We start from the raw sequence: 16239 nt of genomic DNA on the forward strand, positions 1-16239 counted from the left end.
ATGCTTTGCCATTAACTCTTTTGGAGAAATGAAACGCTGACCACCCGGGTAACCGGTGTAAGAAACATACTGCTTTTCGCTGAATTTGTTTCCGGTCAGTCTAACCTTGTCTGCATTGATAACAATTACATTATCGCCGCAGTCTACGTGTGGGGTGAACCCTGGCTTGTGTTTACCTCTGATCATCATCGCGATCTTAGTACACAAGCGCCCCAAAATCTCATTGTTTGCATCAACAACAACCCATTCTTTATTAACGGTTTTCTTGTTGGCTGAGACAGTTTTGTAACTTAACGTATTCACTTGCTTTTAATTAAATTTATTAAACGTATACTTTACCCCGTAATTACGGGACTGCAAAGATAGGCTTAATTGTTTAATTTACAAATGGTTTTTAAGGAATTATTGGGGAGATTATTGAGTGGTGAGATTTAGCAGAATAAGTGGGTGATTGAGCTTGTTTATTATGGGCAGTTATATTGTACTAATAATGGCCAATGTGTGGAGAATGATTAGTATTGATTAGTTGGATATTGTTAATTGGCATACAGGAACCATTCACCACTTAACTCAATCAACCATTCACCATAATGGCGTTGCCTGCGGCCCGGGCTATTCGTTACAACTCCTCATTCCAGGCTGCCGATAGAAGCAACCTTTCATTCCGGGGTTTCCACTGCTATCCCTAACGCACTCTTCTAATGCAAAGAGACGCGAAGTATCGCGTCTCTACAGCCCAATCGTCAATTGCGAGCGTAGCGTGGCAATCTTCGATAGAAAAGTCGGCGACTTACATGCCGAAGATTGCCGCGTTGCTATCGCCCCCTCTTCTCTACCCTATCATAAAACCCGCCGAACGAATTAACTTTCACAGCTTCTTCATTAAAAAAATCGCCGGGGAAGCCCAATTCTATTTTACTGGCATCATCAAGTTTTTGGATGTGAGATGGACTTAACACTACATCTACTGTTTTAAGGTTATCATTTAATTGGTCGATCTTGGTAGCACCCACAATAGGGATACAGCTAAACCCTTTGCTCATGGTCCATTGCAGGGCAACGTGGCTTTCAGATACCCCGAGCTCCTGCGCAATCTCCATTACCACTTTTGTAATGCCTTCGGCGCGGGCATCCAGGCGTTTGCTGTCGGCTTTTATACGGCCTTTGTCGCCTTTTAAATATTTACCGGTTAATGCGCCGCCCGCCAGTGGCGCCCAGGGGGTAACCGTCATCCCAAAATGTTTGGCCATCGGGATCAGCTCGCGCTCGGCGGTGCGGGCAAGCAGGCTGTATTCAACCTGTAAAGCGATGAACTGGCTCCAGCCCATTAGTTCGGCCAAAGTATTGCCTTTGGCTACCACCCAGGCGGGCGTATCGCTAATGGCGGCGTAGGTTACTTTGCCTTGTTTTATCAGGTCGTCCAGTCCGCGAAGTACTTCATCTATCGGGGTAATATCATCCCAAATGTGCAGGTATAGTACATCTATAAAATCAGTCTTTAAACGCTTCAGGCTTTCCTCAACGCTGCGCATCATATTTTTACGGCTGTTGCCGCTGGCATTGGGGTTGGTGGTATTATCCTTTAAAGTGTATTTGGTAGCCAGTACAAAGTAATCACGGTCCTGTGTTGAAAGGTAATCGCCTATGATCTTCTCGCTGGTGCCCAGTTTGTATATATTGGCCGTATCCAGGAAGTTGCCGCCCGCATTGGCGTAAGCATCCATTATCTCGAAGCTGGTGGCAGCATCTGCCCCCCAGCCGCCTTCGGTGCCAAAACCCATAGTGCCTAAACAAAGTTCGGATACTTTAAGGCCCGACCGGCCCAGTAATTTATATTTCATAACGGTAGTTTTTAATAGAACGTTGCAAGCAAAACTCCTGTTTTAAAAGCTTAAATAAAAATGCATTGTAAACAATACGGGTAAGCCAATTGTAAATATATCAAACACACAAGCCATGAAGATCATCACCCTGCATAAACCGGTTAACATTAGCGAGCTTTATAATCACTTGCAAAAAAGGCTGAACCCCATTTTCCAGGAGCAAAGGCAAAGCAATATCAGCTTTAATATAGCCAATACGCCAACCGGTATAGAGATAAGCTACCCGCAATTATATGAAGGTGTTTTGTTTACTATTACTGTACAGGACGATGAACTATGGATTACCCGCAACGAGCATTATGTAGATGATGTAAACTCCATCACGGTTGAATCGATACTGAACAGCTTGTTTGATGATATCTCAAACGGGCAGGGGACAGATTTGGTGCAGGAAGGATAATCTTTTACTATTTATACTTAAATATAATATTTAGCTTTAGCATAAAAACCTGCTATGCCTAAATTTTATGTGCTATTTATATGCCTTTGTATAGCCCTTAACCCGGTTAAAGCGCAAAAGCCTGTAACTGCAACAGGGTACCCGGTTATTATTAATAAGGATACCCTTTTTACATTTTACACAAGCCAGGGGCTTTTTACACCAGCCGAACGGGCACAGGTGGTAACCAAACGGATAAACGGGTTGATAAGCCGGCTTGATTTTGTAGCCGATTCGCTGAAGCTAACACATGACAGCACACTATCCGTTGTAACCTATAAAGCCGAAATTGTTTTTGCTGTAAATGAGCAGGACAGCAAATTCAGCGAACTAAGCCGCAAAGCCCTTGCCGATAACTACTATGCCCTTTTAAAACAACGCCTTAAAACCGCTACCGAAAGCTACAACTTTAAAGAGCTGGCTATACAGGTAGGTGAAGCTATATTGGTATTTGCCCTGCTTATACTTTTAATATGGTTGGTTAACCGTGCGTTTGGCTGGTTGGGTAAGCGTATCATTGGCAGCTGGAACCAGCGGGTGGAAGCGCTTGCACAAAAAGGCGCACCGGCAAATTATGTAAACAGGCTGTTGCCTTTTGTAAATACGCTGTTGCGGGTAGTAAAATTTGCTGTTATTATACTGCTGGTATACCTTGCCCTGCCGGTATTGTTTTACATATTCCCGTGGACAAAGCCCATTGCCACGCAGCTATTGGGCTACATTACAAACCCGTTAAAAAGTATTGCGCTCGCGTTTTTACGATACATCCCCAACCTGCTAACGGTATTGGTTATTTATATGGTAACCAGGTATATTGTAAAACTAATCGGTTTTATTGCCGCCGAAATAAAGAACGGCGCGTTCACCATCAAAAACTTTTACCCCGATTGGGCAATGCCCACCTATAATATAATAAGGGTGATACTTTACGCTTTTATGTTTGTGGTGATATTCCCCTATTTGCCCGGGTCTGATTCTAAGATATTTCAGGGTGTTACCGTATTTTTAGGGATCCTGTTTTCGTTTGGTTCGTCATCTGCCATATCTAATATGGTATCGGGCCTGGTACTTACTTATATGCGGCCCTTTAAACTTGGTGATGTGGTTAAGGTTGGTGACATAATGGGTACAGTTATAGAAAAAAATATACTGGTTACCCGTTTGCGCACCATTAAAAACGAGGATATTACCATCCCTAACGCAACAATTTTAGGTGGGCATACTATTAACTATTCATCAACTGCTAAAACCGCGGGGCTGATATTAAATACAACTATAACTATAGGATACGACGCCCCCTGGCAACAAATACAACAGTTATTAATAAGCGCGGCCGAAGCTACCGAAGGTATTTTACCCGAGCCCAAACCTTTTGTATTACAAACCGCGCTGAACGATTTTAATGTGAGTTACCAGGTAAATGCGTATACCAATAACCCGGGCATTATGGCTATTACCTATTCTGCATTAAACCGTAATATTCAGGATAAATTTAACGAGGCCGGGGTAGAGATCATGTCGCCGCACTTTACTTCGCTGCGCGATGGTAATAGCATACAAATACCGGGCGCCTATAAGCCGGATGATTATAAAACGCCGGGGTTTAATATTAACAAGGCGGAGTAAAACTCCGTAGTTATAATATTGTTACGCCCTTGTTGGTGTTGTCACCAACAAGCCGCCATGCTTGTTTACTACCTGCCTAAAAGTTGTTGGTGACAACACCAACAAGGGCAAAATATTAGTTTGGCGGCCGGAGGCCTTATAATAATCATCACCCGGCTGGAGCCGAGCGATTGCGGAGTTACTCAACCCGGGTTATTGCAGAACTTTTTTCAACCACAAAGGACACAGAGAAATATTGGATGTGTTCCCTATAATCTAAATCTTCTTTGTGTCCTCTGTGTTTTTCTCTCCGTGCCCTTTGTGGTTAATTCGCCACTAAAACAAAAAACCACAAAGATCATCTCCTTGTGGTTTCATTAATATTATCAAACTTGCTTATCCGTATATCCAGCTGAACTTATACTCCAGCATTGGGTTTTTCATACGTTCGGCAACGCGGATTAAACGGTTTGGCAGGTTCATGATATAATCACGTGCTTTTTCGCCGTCTTCTTTCAGGTCTACCACGCTTGCAATATGCCAGTCTTCTATCAGTTCTTTTAATATATCAACATAGTCTATAGCGGTATAAATGCCCAGGCGCTCTGCCGCATCAGTAAAGTGACCAAAGGTTTGGCCAATCTTTAAACCAATTTCGCGCAGGAAATGCGCCGGCATTACAATCTTTTTGCGCATCATATCTTCAAAAGCCAGCATCGCCTCATTAGGGTCAACCTCAAATATTTTTTCGATAAAGTATTTGTATGCCTTTGCGTGGCGGGCCTCATCACCGGCAATAACGCCGCACATTTTTGACAGCAGCGTATCGCCATCCTTTTTAGCTTGCGAAGCCACACGGCGGTGAGATACATTGGTAGCCAGCTCCTGGAACGATGTGTAGATAAAGTTACGGTACGGATCGTGGCCGGTACCTATGTCAAAACCATCGGCAATTAAGTATTGGGTAGATACCTCCATGGCGCGCATGTTAACACGGCCGCTCAGGTACAGGTATTTATTTAGCAGATCGCCGTGGCGGTTCTCTTCGGCTGTCCAGTGGCGGGTCCATTTCATCCAGCCGCCTTCTTCGTTATCAGATACACCTTCAACCATGGTTAACCATGATTCATAGGTAGGCAGAGCTTCTTCGGTAATGGTATCACCTATCAGTACAGCAACAAGGTCATATGATAAGCCTTTAGCGCTTTCCTGCATTTCTTTAATTTCGCTGAAAAACGTATCTCTCGACGCATCCGGCAAAAAGTCTGACGGTTGCCAAATAGTATCAATAGGCTTTAGATACTCGCTCATCTTTTCAAGCATGAACTTCTCTATATGCCCCATTACTTCCTTACGTTTTTCCTCAAAAAATTTCATAGCACTATCTTAGGTGGGCAAAGTTAATCATTTAAAACTACAATATTATTTTGAACCCGTGTAATCAATTGCCTGTTTCATACAGTCGCTTAAATTATTTATATCCGGCGCCCCTTTAAATATCGAAAAATTGGTGTTATAATCCCATAATATCCCCGGCATATTCATCGCCTTTAGGTTTTTGCGTACAGCCTTAATATATCTGCAACGGCTATCGGCATCGGTATACTTATTAAATACACCATACTCTCCGCACAACACCGGTACGCCATATTTGTTGCTCCAGTTTTTAACTATTTGCAATTTGTCATGCACAGACTGCTCGTTGCCATCATTTTTATACTGATAATAGTTATTCTCACCCCAGGTGCCTATTACCTTAGGGTTAATTGGCGGATAGGTTTTGGCGTTGTAAGGGAAAGGCACACCCGTGGTTGCTACCTGGTCGCCCACCCAATCGGCCCCCTGGTGGGTAAAAAAGAACGGCTCATAAAAGTGAAAAGTGTAAATAATATTTTCATCAGCCAGCCTTTCCATGCGGCTCAATTCATAAATACTATTAAAATTTGATGCCCCTACTATCAATGTTCTCTTCTTGTCTGCCCCCCTTATAGCGGTAACTATATTATACACGGCGTCTTTCCACACTTTGGGGTTCATGTGGGGCGGTTCATTATAAAGTTCAAAAAATAGGTTGTCCGGGCTTTCATTACCGTACCTTTTAGTTAATTTTAACCATAGCGCAATTGCTTTTTGGGTTTCGGTTAAATAATTACTATCATTTAATTTACCATAATGGTAATCTATTATGAGCTTAATCTCGTATAACTTACATTGTTTCAAAACTTCATCAATTTGTGCAAATACTTTCTCAGGCGGGATACCTGCATCAGTAAAGTATTCGAACGCTACAGGGAGGCGGAGGCTTTTGAAACCAAGTTTTTTGAAAAGCTTAAAATCTGTAGTTGTAAGGGGCTTTTGGCTTAAAACATTCTTATTCCAGGTCTGTTCGAACCAGGAAACGCTAACGCCGTTGTTTAAGCTTTGCGCGCGCTTAAAGGCAGTTTGCCTTACAATTAGCGGGGTTGGAGTACTTTTTGCATAACAACACTGCATAATTATAATTAATATTATAATGAGCAGATTTATTGGCAGTTTTGGGAACGTGTTTTTTAAAGCTGTTTTTTTCAATATCTTAATATTTATTAAGAACTGGTCTTATTTATATTAATAATTAAGGATACAAATGTTTGTTCAAATTTCAAAAGAGGAATACAAAAAAGAGATATCAAAGAAAGCCTGGTATCAAACAAATAATATAATCTGGACAATTATATTTTTATATCCCATATTTAGTATTGTTGATTTTATTTACGCCAATAATATATGGCTACAATTTTTTATTGTACGCATCATTACAGTACTTATTATATACGGCTTGTATAGCTTTTTCCAGGCACGCAAATACAATTACCGAACGCTGCTCCACATTTGTTTCTTCCTGTTATCTACCACATCGGCCATTTTATGTAATGTAGTAAATATACAGCAGCAAACAACCTACTACTTAATTTTTGCCACCATTATCCTGTTCTTTAACCTGCAGGTTTTTTGGGAGCCTATAAATTCTATTGTACAAACCTTAGTAGCGTTATTGCTGCTTGCCGTATTCTATAACCTTTTAAGTGATTACACTTTAGACCTTGTAATAAGCAACGGTGGCTCAATGTTCTTCATCGTAGCTTTTATATCATGCCTTATCCCTAATGCGCGGTATAAGGTAATTGCACGCGAGGTACGCTCACAGATACTGATCGAAAAAAGCAACGAGCAGCTTAAAGAACAAAACCACGATATTAACGAAAAGAACAACATTATTGACCGCCAGTACGAGCAACTGCGCAAACTTGACGATCAAAAGAACAGCTTCATCAATATTGCCGGCCACGATCTTAAAAACCTTATTGGTTCAATTGTAATGAGCAATAACATGCTTAAGGAAGAAGATTACCGCCTAAGCGCCGACCAGAAAGAATACACCCACTATATATCAGAATCGGCAGAGAAAATGCAATATATGCTTAACAAGCTGATGGATGTTAAAGAGATAGAATCGCCTGAGATGAAATTCAACATGGAGATATTTGATATTAACGCCGAGGTGGTGCACGTATATAAAGGCCTGATTGAAACCGCCCAGATGAAGAACATCCATTTGGTTGATAATATATTGAAACTACCCCTGAATGTTAAACTTGATAAGGTTTTTGTTGGGCAGGTTTTTCAAAACTTGCTCTCAAACGCTATCAAGTTTTCGCAAACAAACAACAATATTAAAGTGGTTACCAGCCTGCAACGCCAAAAATTTGTTTTCGAAATTATTGACGAAGGGGTTGCTATTGGCCAGCAAGAACTGGATATGATGTTCAATAAGCTAAAAACGCTTAATGATGCATCGGGCACCATTGAGAGCAGGCTTGGCCTGGGCCTTTCAATAGCCCTGTTAATGACAAAAGAACTTGGCGGTGAGCTTGTTTACCGCAGTGACGATAACGGAAATTATTTTAGAGTAGAATTTTACGTAATAAACTAACGCTTATATCTGATGAAGAGATTTTTTACATTCCTGGCTTTAATAGTACTTAGTACAGCTTCGTTTGCCCAGTCCATTATTTCATTCAAGGCAATGGGCCATAATGATGATGAGCCTATATTTGGCATGAGCGGCGCAACTTCATTTTATTTTAAAATTACCCCGCAGTACGAAATAAACGGAAGCAAACTGGTTATTTTCTTTGAACCATCGCAGGCATTGATCCGCGACAGGTCTTATATTAACTTGTTTGTGGGCACTAAGCCGGTTTATAGCGGCCGTTTAACAAAAGATTCTATCCAGCACATTACTATTGCGCTTACAAAAGCCGATGTATCTTCTGATAATTTCTTAAAGATACAGGTTAAAACCCTGCTAACCATTACCGACGACCAGTGCCGCGACCTTGATAACCCCGCCATGTGGGTGAAGATCAAAAACTACTCCTACCTCTCGTTGATAAAAAGCAATAAAAACTTCTTTAATAATATCAACATCAGTAACTGTTTCGATTCAAAAACAGCTATTGTGTATAACAGCAACCCGTCCCTGCATGACCTTAAGGCTGTTGCCTGGGCATACGCGAGATTAAAAAAGACCCAAACAAGAAATATAGGCGTATTTGAGATAAGCAAACTACCTGATAGTGTGCGTAACTATATTATGGTTGGAAGCATGCCAACACTGCGCGATGATAAACGCGCGTTGGTAAAAGTTACACCGCAAACCAACCAGGGTTTATTATACCTGCATAAAGCGGTAACTACAGTAACAGATACCATAACCCGCATGGTTGAAAACCATGGCAGGTTTACACCGGTTAAATCCGTATCACTGGAGGCTGTACCTACCGAAATATTGTTTGTTACCGGTGGCGATGATGCCGGTTACGAAAAAAGCATAACTGCTTTAGGTAATATGAACGTGTTAAACTCAACCTTTGGCGACTACCTTTTAGTTAATAAAGCGCAAAACACCTTCTTTAAAACTATTGATGAGAACCGCTCAAAATTATCATTAAAGCAAATTGGCGGCGTAAGCGATTTCTTATCGGGTATTGGTTCGTTAAAAAGCGCATTCAATTTTAAAAACTCCGATTTTAGCTTTACCCCCAAAGAAGTTGAGATACGTATTGTTGCAAACTACAGCAGCTTAAACCCGGGCGATCGCGGCTTCTTTAACATCTACCTTAACGGTTTATTATTAAGCAGCGAAAAACTGGATGCATCCGGTAAACTAAATACATCTGTAACTATTAACAGGTACCAGCACCATAAATATAATACGCTGGAGGCTGAGTTTAGGTTTTACCCTAACAGCGGTAACTGTAAAAACAGCTTTACCAATTTCTTCTCAGAGATAGATGTAGATAAATCGTACCTCGAATCAAAAAACCCGTTCATAACAAGCGATTTGAGCTTTTATCAATACCCGGAAGCATTTAACAGCGGCACAACCCGCGTAGTGGTATCAAAACCATATGCAAAATATGCAGCCGGCGCAATGGGCGAGATCATTTACGAGTTGAATAATAACATCAACGCCAATAACTTCCCCGAGTTTATGTACTCTGATGATGTGTTAGCTAACCCATCTGAGCTTAAGAAAAACAATATTATTGCCCTGCTTGCCAAAGATGACAAGCTGTTGAATGAGTTTCCGGATGCGCCTGTTAAGTTTAACCGCAATTTCAGGCTTTATAATACCGACAACAATACAGTGGTTTACTCCCTGTCGGATACCACCTCGAACGGGTTGGCCCAGATATTTTACGGCCGAAGCAATAATGCCACGCTTGTGTTAACCGCCACAGGTAAGCACCTGTCTGAAGCGTTCCTGGCTGCATCAAAATCAATAACCGAGCAGCTTTCAACACTAAGCAGTAACGTTTGTATATCCGATGTTAACAACAACAAGTACCTGTTTAATATAAATAAATCAAGCGAGAACCTGGAGTATATCGACACCAAGAGCGCGCTAACCCGTTTCTGGGATAGTTATAACCTGTATATTTTATTAGGTATACTGGTGCTCATTCTGTTATCATTCCTTTACATACGTTCAAAGGTTCAAAAATCGCAGGAACTGTTTAACGACTAATGTTTCCTGTGTATTTAAGGGCGCAAGATTTTAATTATATAGTATTTTTTTCATGAGTATATCAATTCCTGAATTGTTAACTAATGATGGGTTTATCACAGCAGGTGACCGCGAGGCAATTGAGCAACACTCAGCTGCCTCGGGTTTATCCTACATCAAGATAGCCCTCACTTCGGGATACATCTCACGTAAAAATTACGACAGATCTATACAAAACGCGGGGTACCACATCCATGAGCACCCGCGCGATGAGGCGTACGACCAGGATGTACTGGATAAGATAGACCTTACTTTTGCGCACGACCGCCTGGCTATGCCCCTGCGCATAGAAAATGGCAAGGTGGTGGTTTTGATGGCTTCGCCGGATGACGACCTGTTTGTAGATTTTATCCGTTTCACTTATGATATGGAACCCGAGATCATCCTCGCTTCCGATTTGGATATTACCTGGTTAAGTAACAAACTACTTGGCGATAAGTATACCAAATCGGCAGTATTTGAGCTCATGAAACGCGACCCGGATAGCTCAGCCGTGGTTACCTTCTCTACCGCGCAGCTTATTGTCATCTTCGTTATCATAGCGCTGGTTACCATAGGGCTGGTGCTCAGTTTCAAAAACACCTCCATCATCATTAACGTTATCATCAGTTCGTTCTTTTTGGTGGCCATCATCTTTAAGCTTTTCCTGGCGCTTGTAGGCTCCCGGTTCGAGCTGCACCAGGCCGTTACCAAAGAAGAGCTTAAGCTGGTTGTTGATGACGAGTTACCTATATACACCATATTACTACCTGTATATAAGGAAGATAAGCTGATAAAAAAGCTGATATGGAACCTGCAATCAATAGATTATCCGCGCCACAAGCTTGATATAAAACTACTGATAGAGGAAGACGACGATAAAACATTTAACGCGGTAAAAAATCTTGATTTCCCTGCCATATTTGAGGTGATAGTAGTACCTTTTCATATGCCTAAAACCAAGCCCAAAGCTTGTAACTATGGCCTGCACTTTGCCCGTGGCAAGTACCTCACCATTTACGATGCCGAAGATATCCCCGATACCGATCAGCTAAAGAAAGTGGTATCGCTTTTCGGCAAACTGCCTTCAGAATATATTTGCATACAAAGTGCCTTAAATTACTTTAACCGTAACGAGAACTTCCTTACCCGTATGTTTACGCTTGAGTATTCGTATTGGTTTGATTATATGCTGCCCGGTTTAGATACACTGGATATCCCCATCCCACTGGGTGGTACCAGTAACCATTTTAAGCTTGATGAGCTGGTTGACCTTGGCGCATGGGATCCGTTTAATGTAACCGAAGATGCCGACCTTGGTGTACGTGCTTATGCTAAGGGTTATAAAATTGCCATCATCAACTCCACCACTTACGAAGAAGCCAACAACGAACCGTTTAACTGGATCCGCCAGCGCTCGCGCTGGATAAAGGGGTATATGCAAACTTACCTGGTACACATGCGCGACCCGGTGGCCCTTTGGAAAGAAATTGGCTGGAAGGGTTTCCTGGGCTTTAACTTCTTTATCGGCGCTACGCCAATAACTTTTTTAGTTTACCCGCTGCTGTTAACCTTTTTTATCTGCTACGTAGTTTTCGATTTGTCTACCATCCGTACGCTCTTCCCGGATTGGGTGTTGTTCATGTCGATATTTAACCTGATGGTGGGTAACATACTGATGATATACATTAACATGATAGCGGTATTTAAACGCCGTTATTACGAGCTGATATTGTTTGCCATAGCCAACCCTATTTACTGGTTAATGCACTCCATATCGGCATATAAAGGCTTATACCAGTTAATTGTAAAACCTTTCTACTGGGAAAAAACAAATCACGGCTTAAGTAAAGTTAACAGCCCAACAAACGTTGTAAAATAATGAAGCTAACCAGTGGCATATATTTATCTATACTTACCCTTATACTGGTAATATACTACCTGGTGTGTGGTATTTACCTAAATAACCTGGGCTATTACAACCACGAGTCGCTGTTTTATATAGAAAAGGCTAAGATTGTTTTTGAAGGCACGGGCAATCGCCTAAAAGTAATGGGGCTAACCGCCCCTTTGATCCCTTTTTATGTAACGTTTATATTTACGGGCTTTAACGCAACACTGGCGCCGGTACTGGCATCGGCAGTAGGTACGGCAGTATTGTTTTATGTAATAGCAAGCACTATTACCAAACGCCTTAATGATGATGGTTACATCTGGTTACTGCTTATTATCTTCCTGTTTCACCCGGGCATTATCTATACGGCAGCATCGGGTAAAAGCATCTACCTTATACTCATTTTCTTTTTTTTATTTTTCCTTAACCTGTTTAAGTTTTACCGGTCAAACACTACCTTCCATGTATCTATTGCCAGCCTGTGTTTGGTTATCCTTATATTTTGCGATTATAAGTTTATCTGGCTTACGCTTTTCTTTTTGCCGCTGGTATTATCCATCACCATACACAGTTTAAACCTGGGCGAGCAGGAGTCTATCTTCAGGCTGTTCTTAAGCTTCAACAGCCCGTCGTTAAGGCGTAAACTGGTTAATAAAACCTTTGCGCTTTATATTATACTGTTTAGTTTGCCATTGGCCGCGGTACTTTGTTATAAGCTGCTAAACCTTACCCACGCCAGCGATCTTAACTACTTTGCCGAAAGCCCCTATGCCACCTGGAACGTGCTGATAGATAAGCTGAGTTTTGACCAGATATCCACCAACTCTAAATATCAGATCCCTGAAACATCCATCCTGCTATCGGCCCGTGTGGTGCTTTTTGCCCCCATGATACTGATTGCCATGTACCTGTTTAGGGAAAGTACTTACCAGGTACTAACCATACTGATACCTTTTGCATTCATCGAGTTTTTGCATATTAAGTATGATAAGGTATTTTTAGCCTACCAGTATTACATGATATTTTTGATACTGGCGTACCTGTGCGTAATATTCAAAGCGCATACTGTAAAAAATCACAAAAGCTTTAAACTATTGCTGGCTGTAACCATACTATTTCAGCTTTATTTTGGGTGGGACTACTTAAAAAACTCACTCATACCCGAAGAGCGCAACTTTGTAAAAGTATTAACTGAAAATAAGGAAGATACAGTACAACAGGATAATATAGACGTTGCCAATTACCTGAACAGCTTACCCGGAGATGCGCACGTATTGGCAGACGATGCCATTGCTTATGGCATAATAGCCTTTACCACCGATATTAAACCTGTGATAATGCCTTACCAGGGTAATTTTTTAAGTGCGCTGGAGTCGCCTGATAAGTATGTGGATTACGTGGTGGTGGCAACTGCCAAAAACATAGTATCGGGCTACACACAGCTCAACAACAAATACATTATCAGTATCCGCCACACCATCCCCGATGTTAACTTCCGCAAGGTATATGAAACCAACGACTGGACTGTTTACCGCGTAATAACCAACGCTACCGAGGGTAGTTTTGATAGCAGGCTGATCAGAAAATAGTAATGCCCCGCATGGGAGGTAAGTCTCCGGATGTTTATTTCAGGTATTGATGTAACTTATTTTTCATGCCAACGTCCTAAGGTCATAACTATCATAAATGGCTTTAGTAATTACCAACCTTACCAAGCAATACAATAAACACCAAACCGGCTTAGCCGATTACTCCATCACCATAAATAAGGGTATACTGGGATTATTGGGGCCAAATGGCGCCGGCAAATCTACCCTGATGAAGATCATTGCAACCATCAGCAAGCCTACACAGGGTACCGTTTTTTTAGATGGCGAGGATATTGTAGCCAACCCCGACCGCATCCGTAAAGTATTAGGCTATTTACCCCAGGATTTTGGCGTTTACCCCAATCTTAACGCGTATGAATTTTTAACTTACATAGCCGCGCTAAAAGGTTTGGGTGGCAATAACCTGCGTAAGCGAATAGATATGCTTTTGGAAGGCGTTAATTTAACCGCCGATGCCAAACGCCCGATAGGCACTTACTCCGGCGGGATGAAACAGCGGATAGGCATAGCCCAGGCATTACTTAATGATCCTAAAATATTAATATTTGATGAGCCCACCGTTGGGCTTGATCCCGAAGAGCGGGTACGTTTCAGGCAATTGGTATCAGACCTGGCCGATGATTGCATCATCATCCTTTCCTCGCACATTGTATCAGATATTGAAACTATTGCCGATGAAGTGGCCATTATGCAAAACGGCCGGCTGCTGGCCAAAGCCATACAACCCGATATTATAAAAAATGTAGAAGGCCGCGTTTTCGAAACGCTGATAGATAGCAGCCACCTGGCCGATTTTAAAACAAAAAACCTGGTTATAGATACCAACCGGCAAAAGGATAAAACAAGGGTGCGTTATATTACCACAACACCGCTTGCAGGTTCAACAGCACTTACTGCCACGCTGGAAGACGCTTACCTATTTTTAACCCATAGCAACGCCTAACCTTGAAATACATCTACAGCATCATTAAGGCCGATTATCTGCAACGCACGCGCAGCTATGCATTTCTGATAACCATGGCTATCACCATTTATGCGGCTTATTCTTTTGTACCACCGCCAAGCGCACATTACACTACCTTAAATATTGTGGGTTTTAAAGGGGTATATAATTCCGCGTGGGTAGGCCATCTGTCGGCCATGATGACTACTGTTATGTTATCGCTGTATGGTTTTTTTTTGGTTACCGGTGGCATCAAAAAAGACGTTGATACCGAAGTGGGTTTAATTATAGCAACAACCCCTATCAGCAATTTTGGTTACCTGCTTAGTAAAATGTTAAGCAACTTTTTGGTTTTGCTGACCATTGCAGGCACCACCTTTGTAGTAAGCCTTGCCATGTTTTTTTTGCGCAGCAGCGGCTACCCATTTGTTATAAGTAATTTTATTATCCCATTTTTATTACTTGCTTTACCGGCATTGCTGTTCATATCTGCAATAGCGGTGGTTGGCGAAGTTTTTTTAGGCAAGCGCGCTATATTACAATATATTGGTTTTGTGTTTCTTTTTGGTGCAATTATGGGGCATACCCAGGGCGAATTGAACGATACCATAGCTGTAATTACAGACCCATTTGGTTTACGCACCATGACCATGAGCATCCAAAACCAGGTAAATAACGAGTTCCATACCCATATAGACGGCGTATCAATGGGTTTCACTTTTCATAAAAAAGAGAATGCCTTCCGTACTTTTACCTGGAACGGGATTACCTGGACGCCTGTATTTATGCTTAGCCGATTTTTATGGATAATACTTTCATTTAGCCTGGTATATATTTCCTCTTTCTTTTTCCATCGTTTCGATTTTAAGCAGATAGCCCACAAAAAGAAAAAAGCAACCCGATATGCTGATACCACACCACTTGTACCACCGGCCATCACCGCAATCAGTATGTCGGCTTTGCCACCTATCCTAAAAAACTACAGCATTATCCCGCTTATTAAAACCGAGATAATGCTGCTTGTCAGGAAGGGATCTAAATGGTTTTGGCTGGTTAATGCCGGTTTATGTGCAAGCATGCTGTTTGCACCACTTAGCATATCGCATACTTATCTTTTACCTGTGCTATGGTTTTTACAGGTAACACGCCTGAGTGAACTGGCTACAAAAGAGAAAACCAACCGCTTGCATTACTTTACATGGTCGTCATACAAACCACTGCAACGCATGTTGCCTGCCCAGATCCTTGCAGGTGTAATCCTGATGGTAACACTTGCCCTGCCTTTAATAATACGCTATTTGTTGGTATTAAATGGCTTTGCTGTAGTTAACATTTTATTGGGTGCTGTTTTTATTGTGCTACTGGCCGTGTGTATGGGCATAGTTAGCGGCGGCAAAAAACTTTACGAGATCGTATTTTTCCTCATAACATATCTGGTTACCCAAAAACTACCGTTGGTAGACTACCTTGGCGCCATTGCTCATAACAGCCAAGTACTTTACACTGTGCTAATCCTAAACATTGCCTTGTGCTGTATCAGCTTTTGGGCAAGAAACTACCAGGCAAGGCATTTATAAAAATGCCTCTAAATTATACTGCTGCTTAGTGATGAATAACGTTCGCCAGTTCGCTTACATCAGTTTTTAACTTTTTAGCACCCTTGCCTTTTTCTTTAAGGTAATCCTGCGCATGCTCTTTAAGTTCAGCGGCTGCAGCATCAATATCTGCCTTGCGTTTAATGTACAGGTATACAATTGCACCTGCAAAAGCTGCCCCA

At 41.7% G+C, this 16239-nt stretch carries 12 protein-coding genes; 8 read left to right on the forward strand and 4 right to left on the reverse strand.

The genetic code is table 11. The annotated features are described in order from the left end of the window. Both rplM and WC615_RS17270 read right to left on the reverse strand, forming a co-directional pair. Positions 1–303, reverse strand: a 303-nt coding sequence (gene rplM / locus WC615_RS17265; protein ID WP_372979321.1) for a 50S ribosomal protein L13, incomplete at its 3' end; no start/stop codon positions are given. Between the two features lie 512 nt (positions 304–815). After that, on the reverse strand, positions 816–1841 hold the full coding sequence (locus tag WC615_RS17270; RefSeq protein ID WP_372979322.1) for an aldo/keto reductase: 1026 nt from the start codon (positions 1839–1841) through the stop codon (positions 816–818). A gap of 115 nt (positions 1842–1956) precedes the next feature. Here WC615_RS17270 and WC615_RS17275 point away from each other — a divergent pair, with 115 nt between their 5' ends. Beyond that, complete coding sequence (locus WC615_RS17275) at positions 1957–2283, forward strand: hypothetical protein (protein WP_372979323.1); 327 nt, start codon at positions 1957–1959, stop codon at positions 2281–2283. Between the two features lie 54 nt (positions 2284–2337). Continuing rightward, positions 2338–3948, forward strand: coding sequence for a mechanosensitive ion channel family protein (locus WC615_RS17280; RefSeq protein WP_372979324.1), 1611 nt, complete (start codon positions 2338–2340; stop codon positions 3946–3948). Positions 3949–4323: 375 nt separating this feature from the next. On the opposite strand, the gene WC615_RS17285 is transcribed toward WC615_RS17280, so the two are convergent. Continuing rightward, on the reverse strand, positions 4324–5304 hold the full coding sequence (locus tag WC615_RS17285; protein WP_372979325.1) for an acyl-ACP desaturase: 981 nt from the start codon (positions 5302–5304) through the stop codon (positions 4324–4326). Between the two features lie 45 nt (positions 5305–5349). Then, positions 5350–6420, reverse strand: coding sequence for a glycoside hydrolase family 5 protein (locus WC615_RS17290; RefSeq protein ID WP_372979326.1), 1071 nt, complete (start codon positions 6418–6420; stop codon positions 5350–5352). A gap of 130 nt (positions 6421–6550) precedes the next feature. Here WC615_RS17290 and WC615_RS17295 point away from each other — a divergent pair, with 130 nt between their 5' ends. The 6 genes from WC615_RS17295 (at position 6551) to WC615_RS17320 (ending at position 16039) form a co-directional block, all read left to right on the forward strand. Continuing rightward, positions 6551–7897 carry a sensor histidine kinase gene (locus WC615_RS17295; protein ID WP_372979327.1) on the forward strand — a complete coding sequence of 449 codons (1347 nt, stop codon included), beginning with the start codon at positions 6551–6553 and terminating at the stop codon, positions 7895–7897. Between the two features lie 12 nt (positions 7898–7909). Beyond that, complete coding sequence (locus WC615_RS17300) at positions 7910–9997, forward strand: cellulose biosynthesis cyclic di-GMP-binding regulatory protein BcsB (protein ID WP_372979328.1); 2088 nt, start codon at positions 7910–7912, stop codon at positions 9995–9997. 52 nt (positions 9998–10049) lie between these two features. Next, entirely contained in the window at positions 10050–11897 is a 1848-nt protein-coding gene (locus WC615_RS17305) for a glycosyltransferase family 2 protein (protein WP_372979329.1), read from the forward strand. Then, entirely contained in the window at positions 11897–13498 is a 1602-nt protein-coding gene (locus WC615_RS17310; protein ID WP_372979330.1) for a hypothetical protein, read from the forward strand. Before WC615_RS17305 ends, WC615_RS17310 begins: the two co-directional genes overlap by 1 nt. Positions 13499–13595: 97 nt before the next feature. Further along, positions 13596–14462, forward strand: coding sequence for an ABC transporter ATP-binding protein (locus tag WC615_RS17315; RefSeq protein ID WP_372979331.1), 867 nt, complete (start codon positions 13596–13598; stop codon positions 14460–14462). 2 nt (positions 14463–14464) lie between these two features. Next, positions 14465–16039, forward strand: a complete 1575-nt coding sequence (locus WC615_RS17320) for a hypothetical protein (protein ID WP_372979332.1) — start codon at positions 14465–14467, stop codon at positions 16037–16039. Positions 16040–16239: the final 200 nt, after the last annotated feature.

The organism is Mucilaginibacter sp., from assembly GCF_041663085.1.
Taxonomy (GTDB): Bacteria; Bacteroidota; Bacteroidia; order Sphingobacteriales; family Sphingobacteriaceae; genus Mucilaginibacter.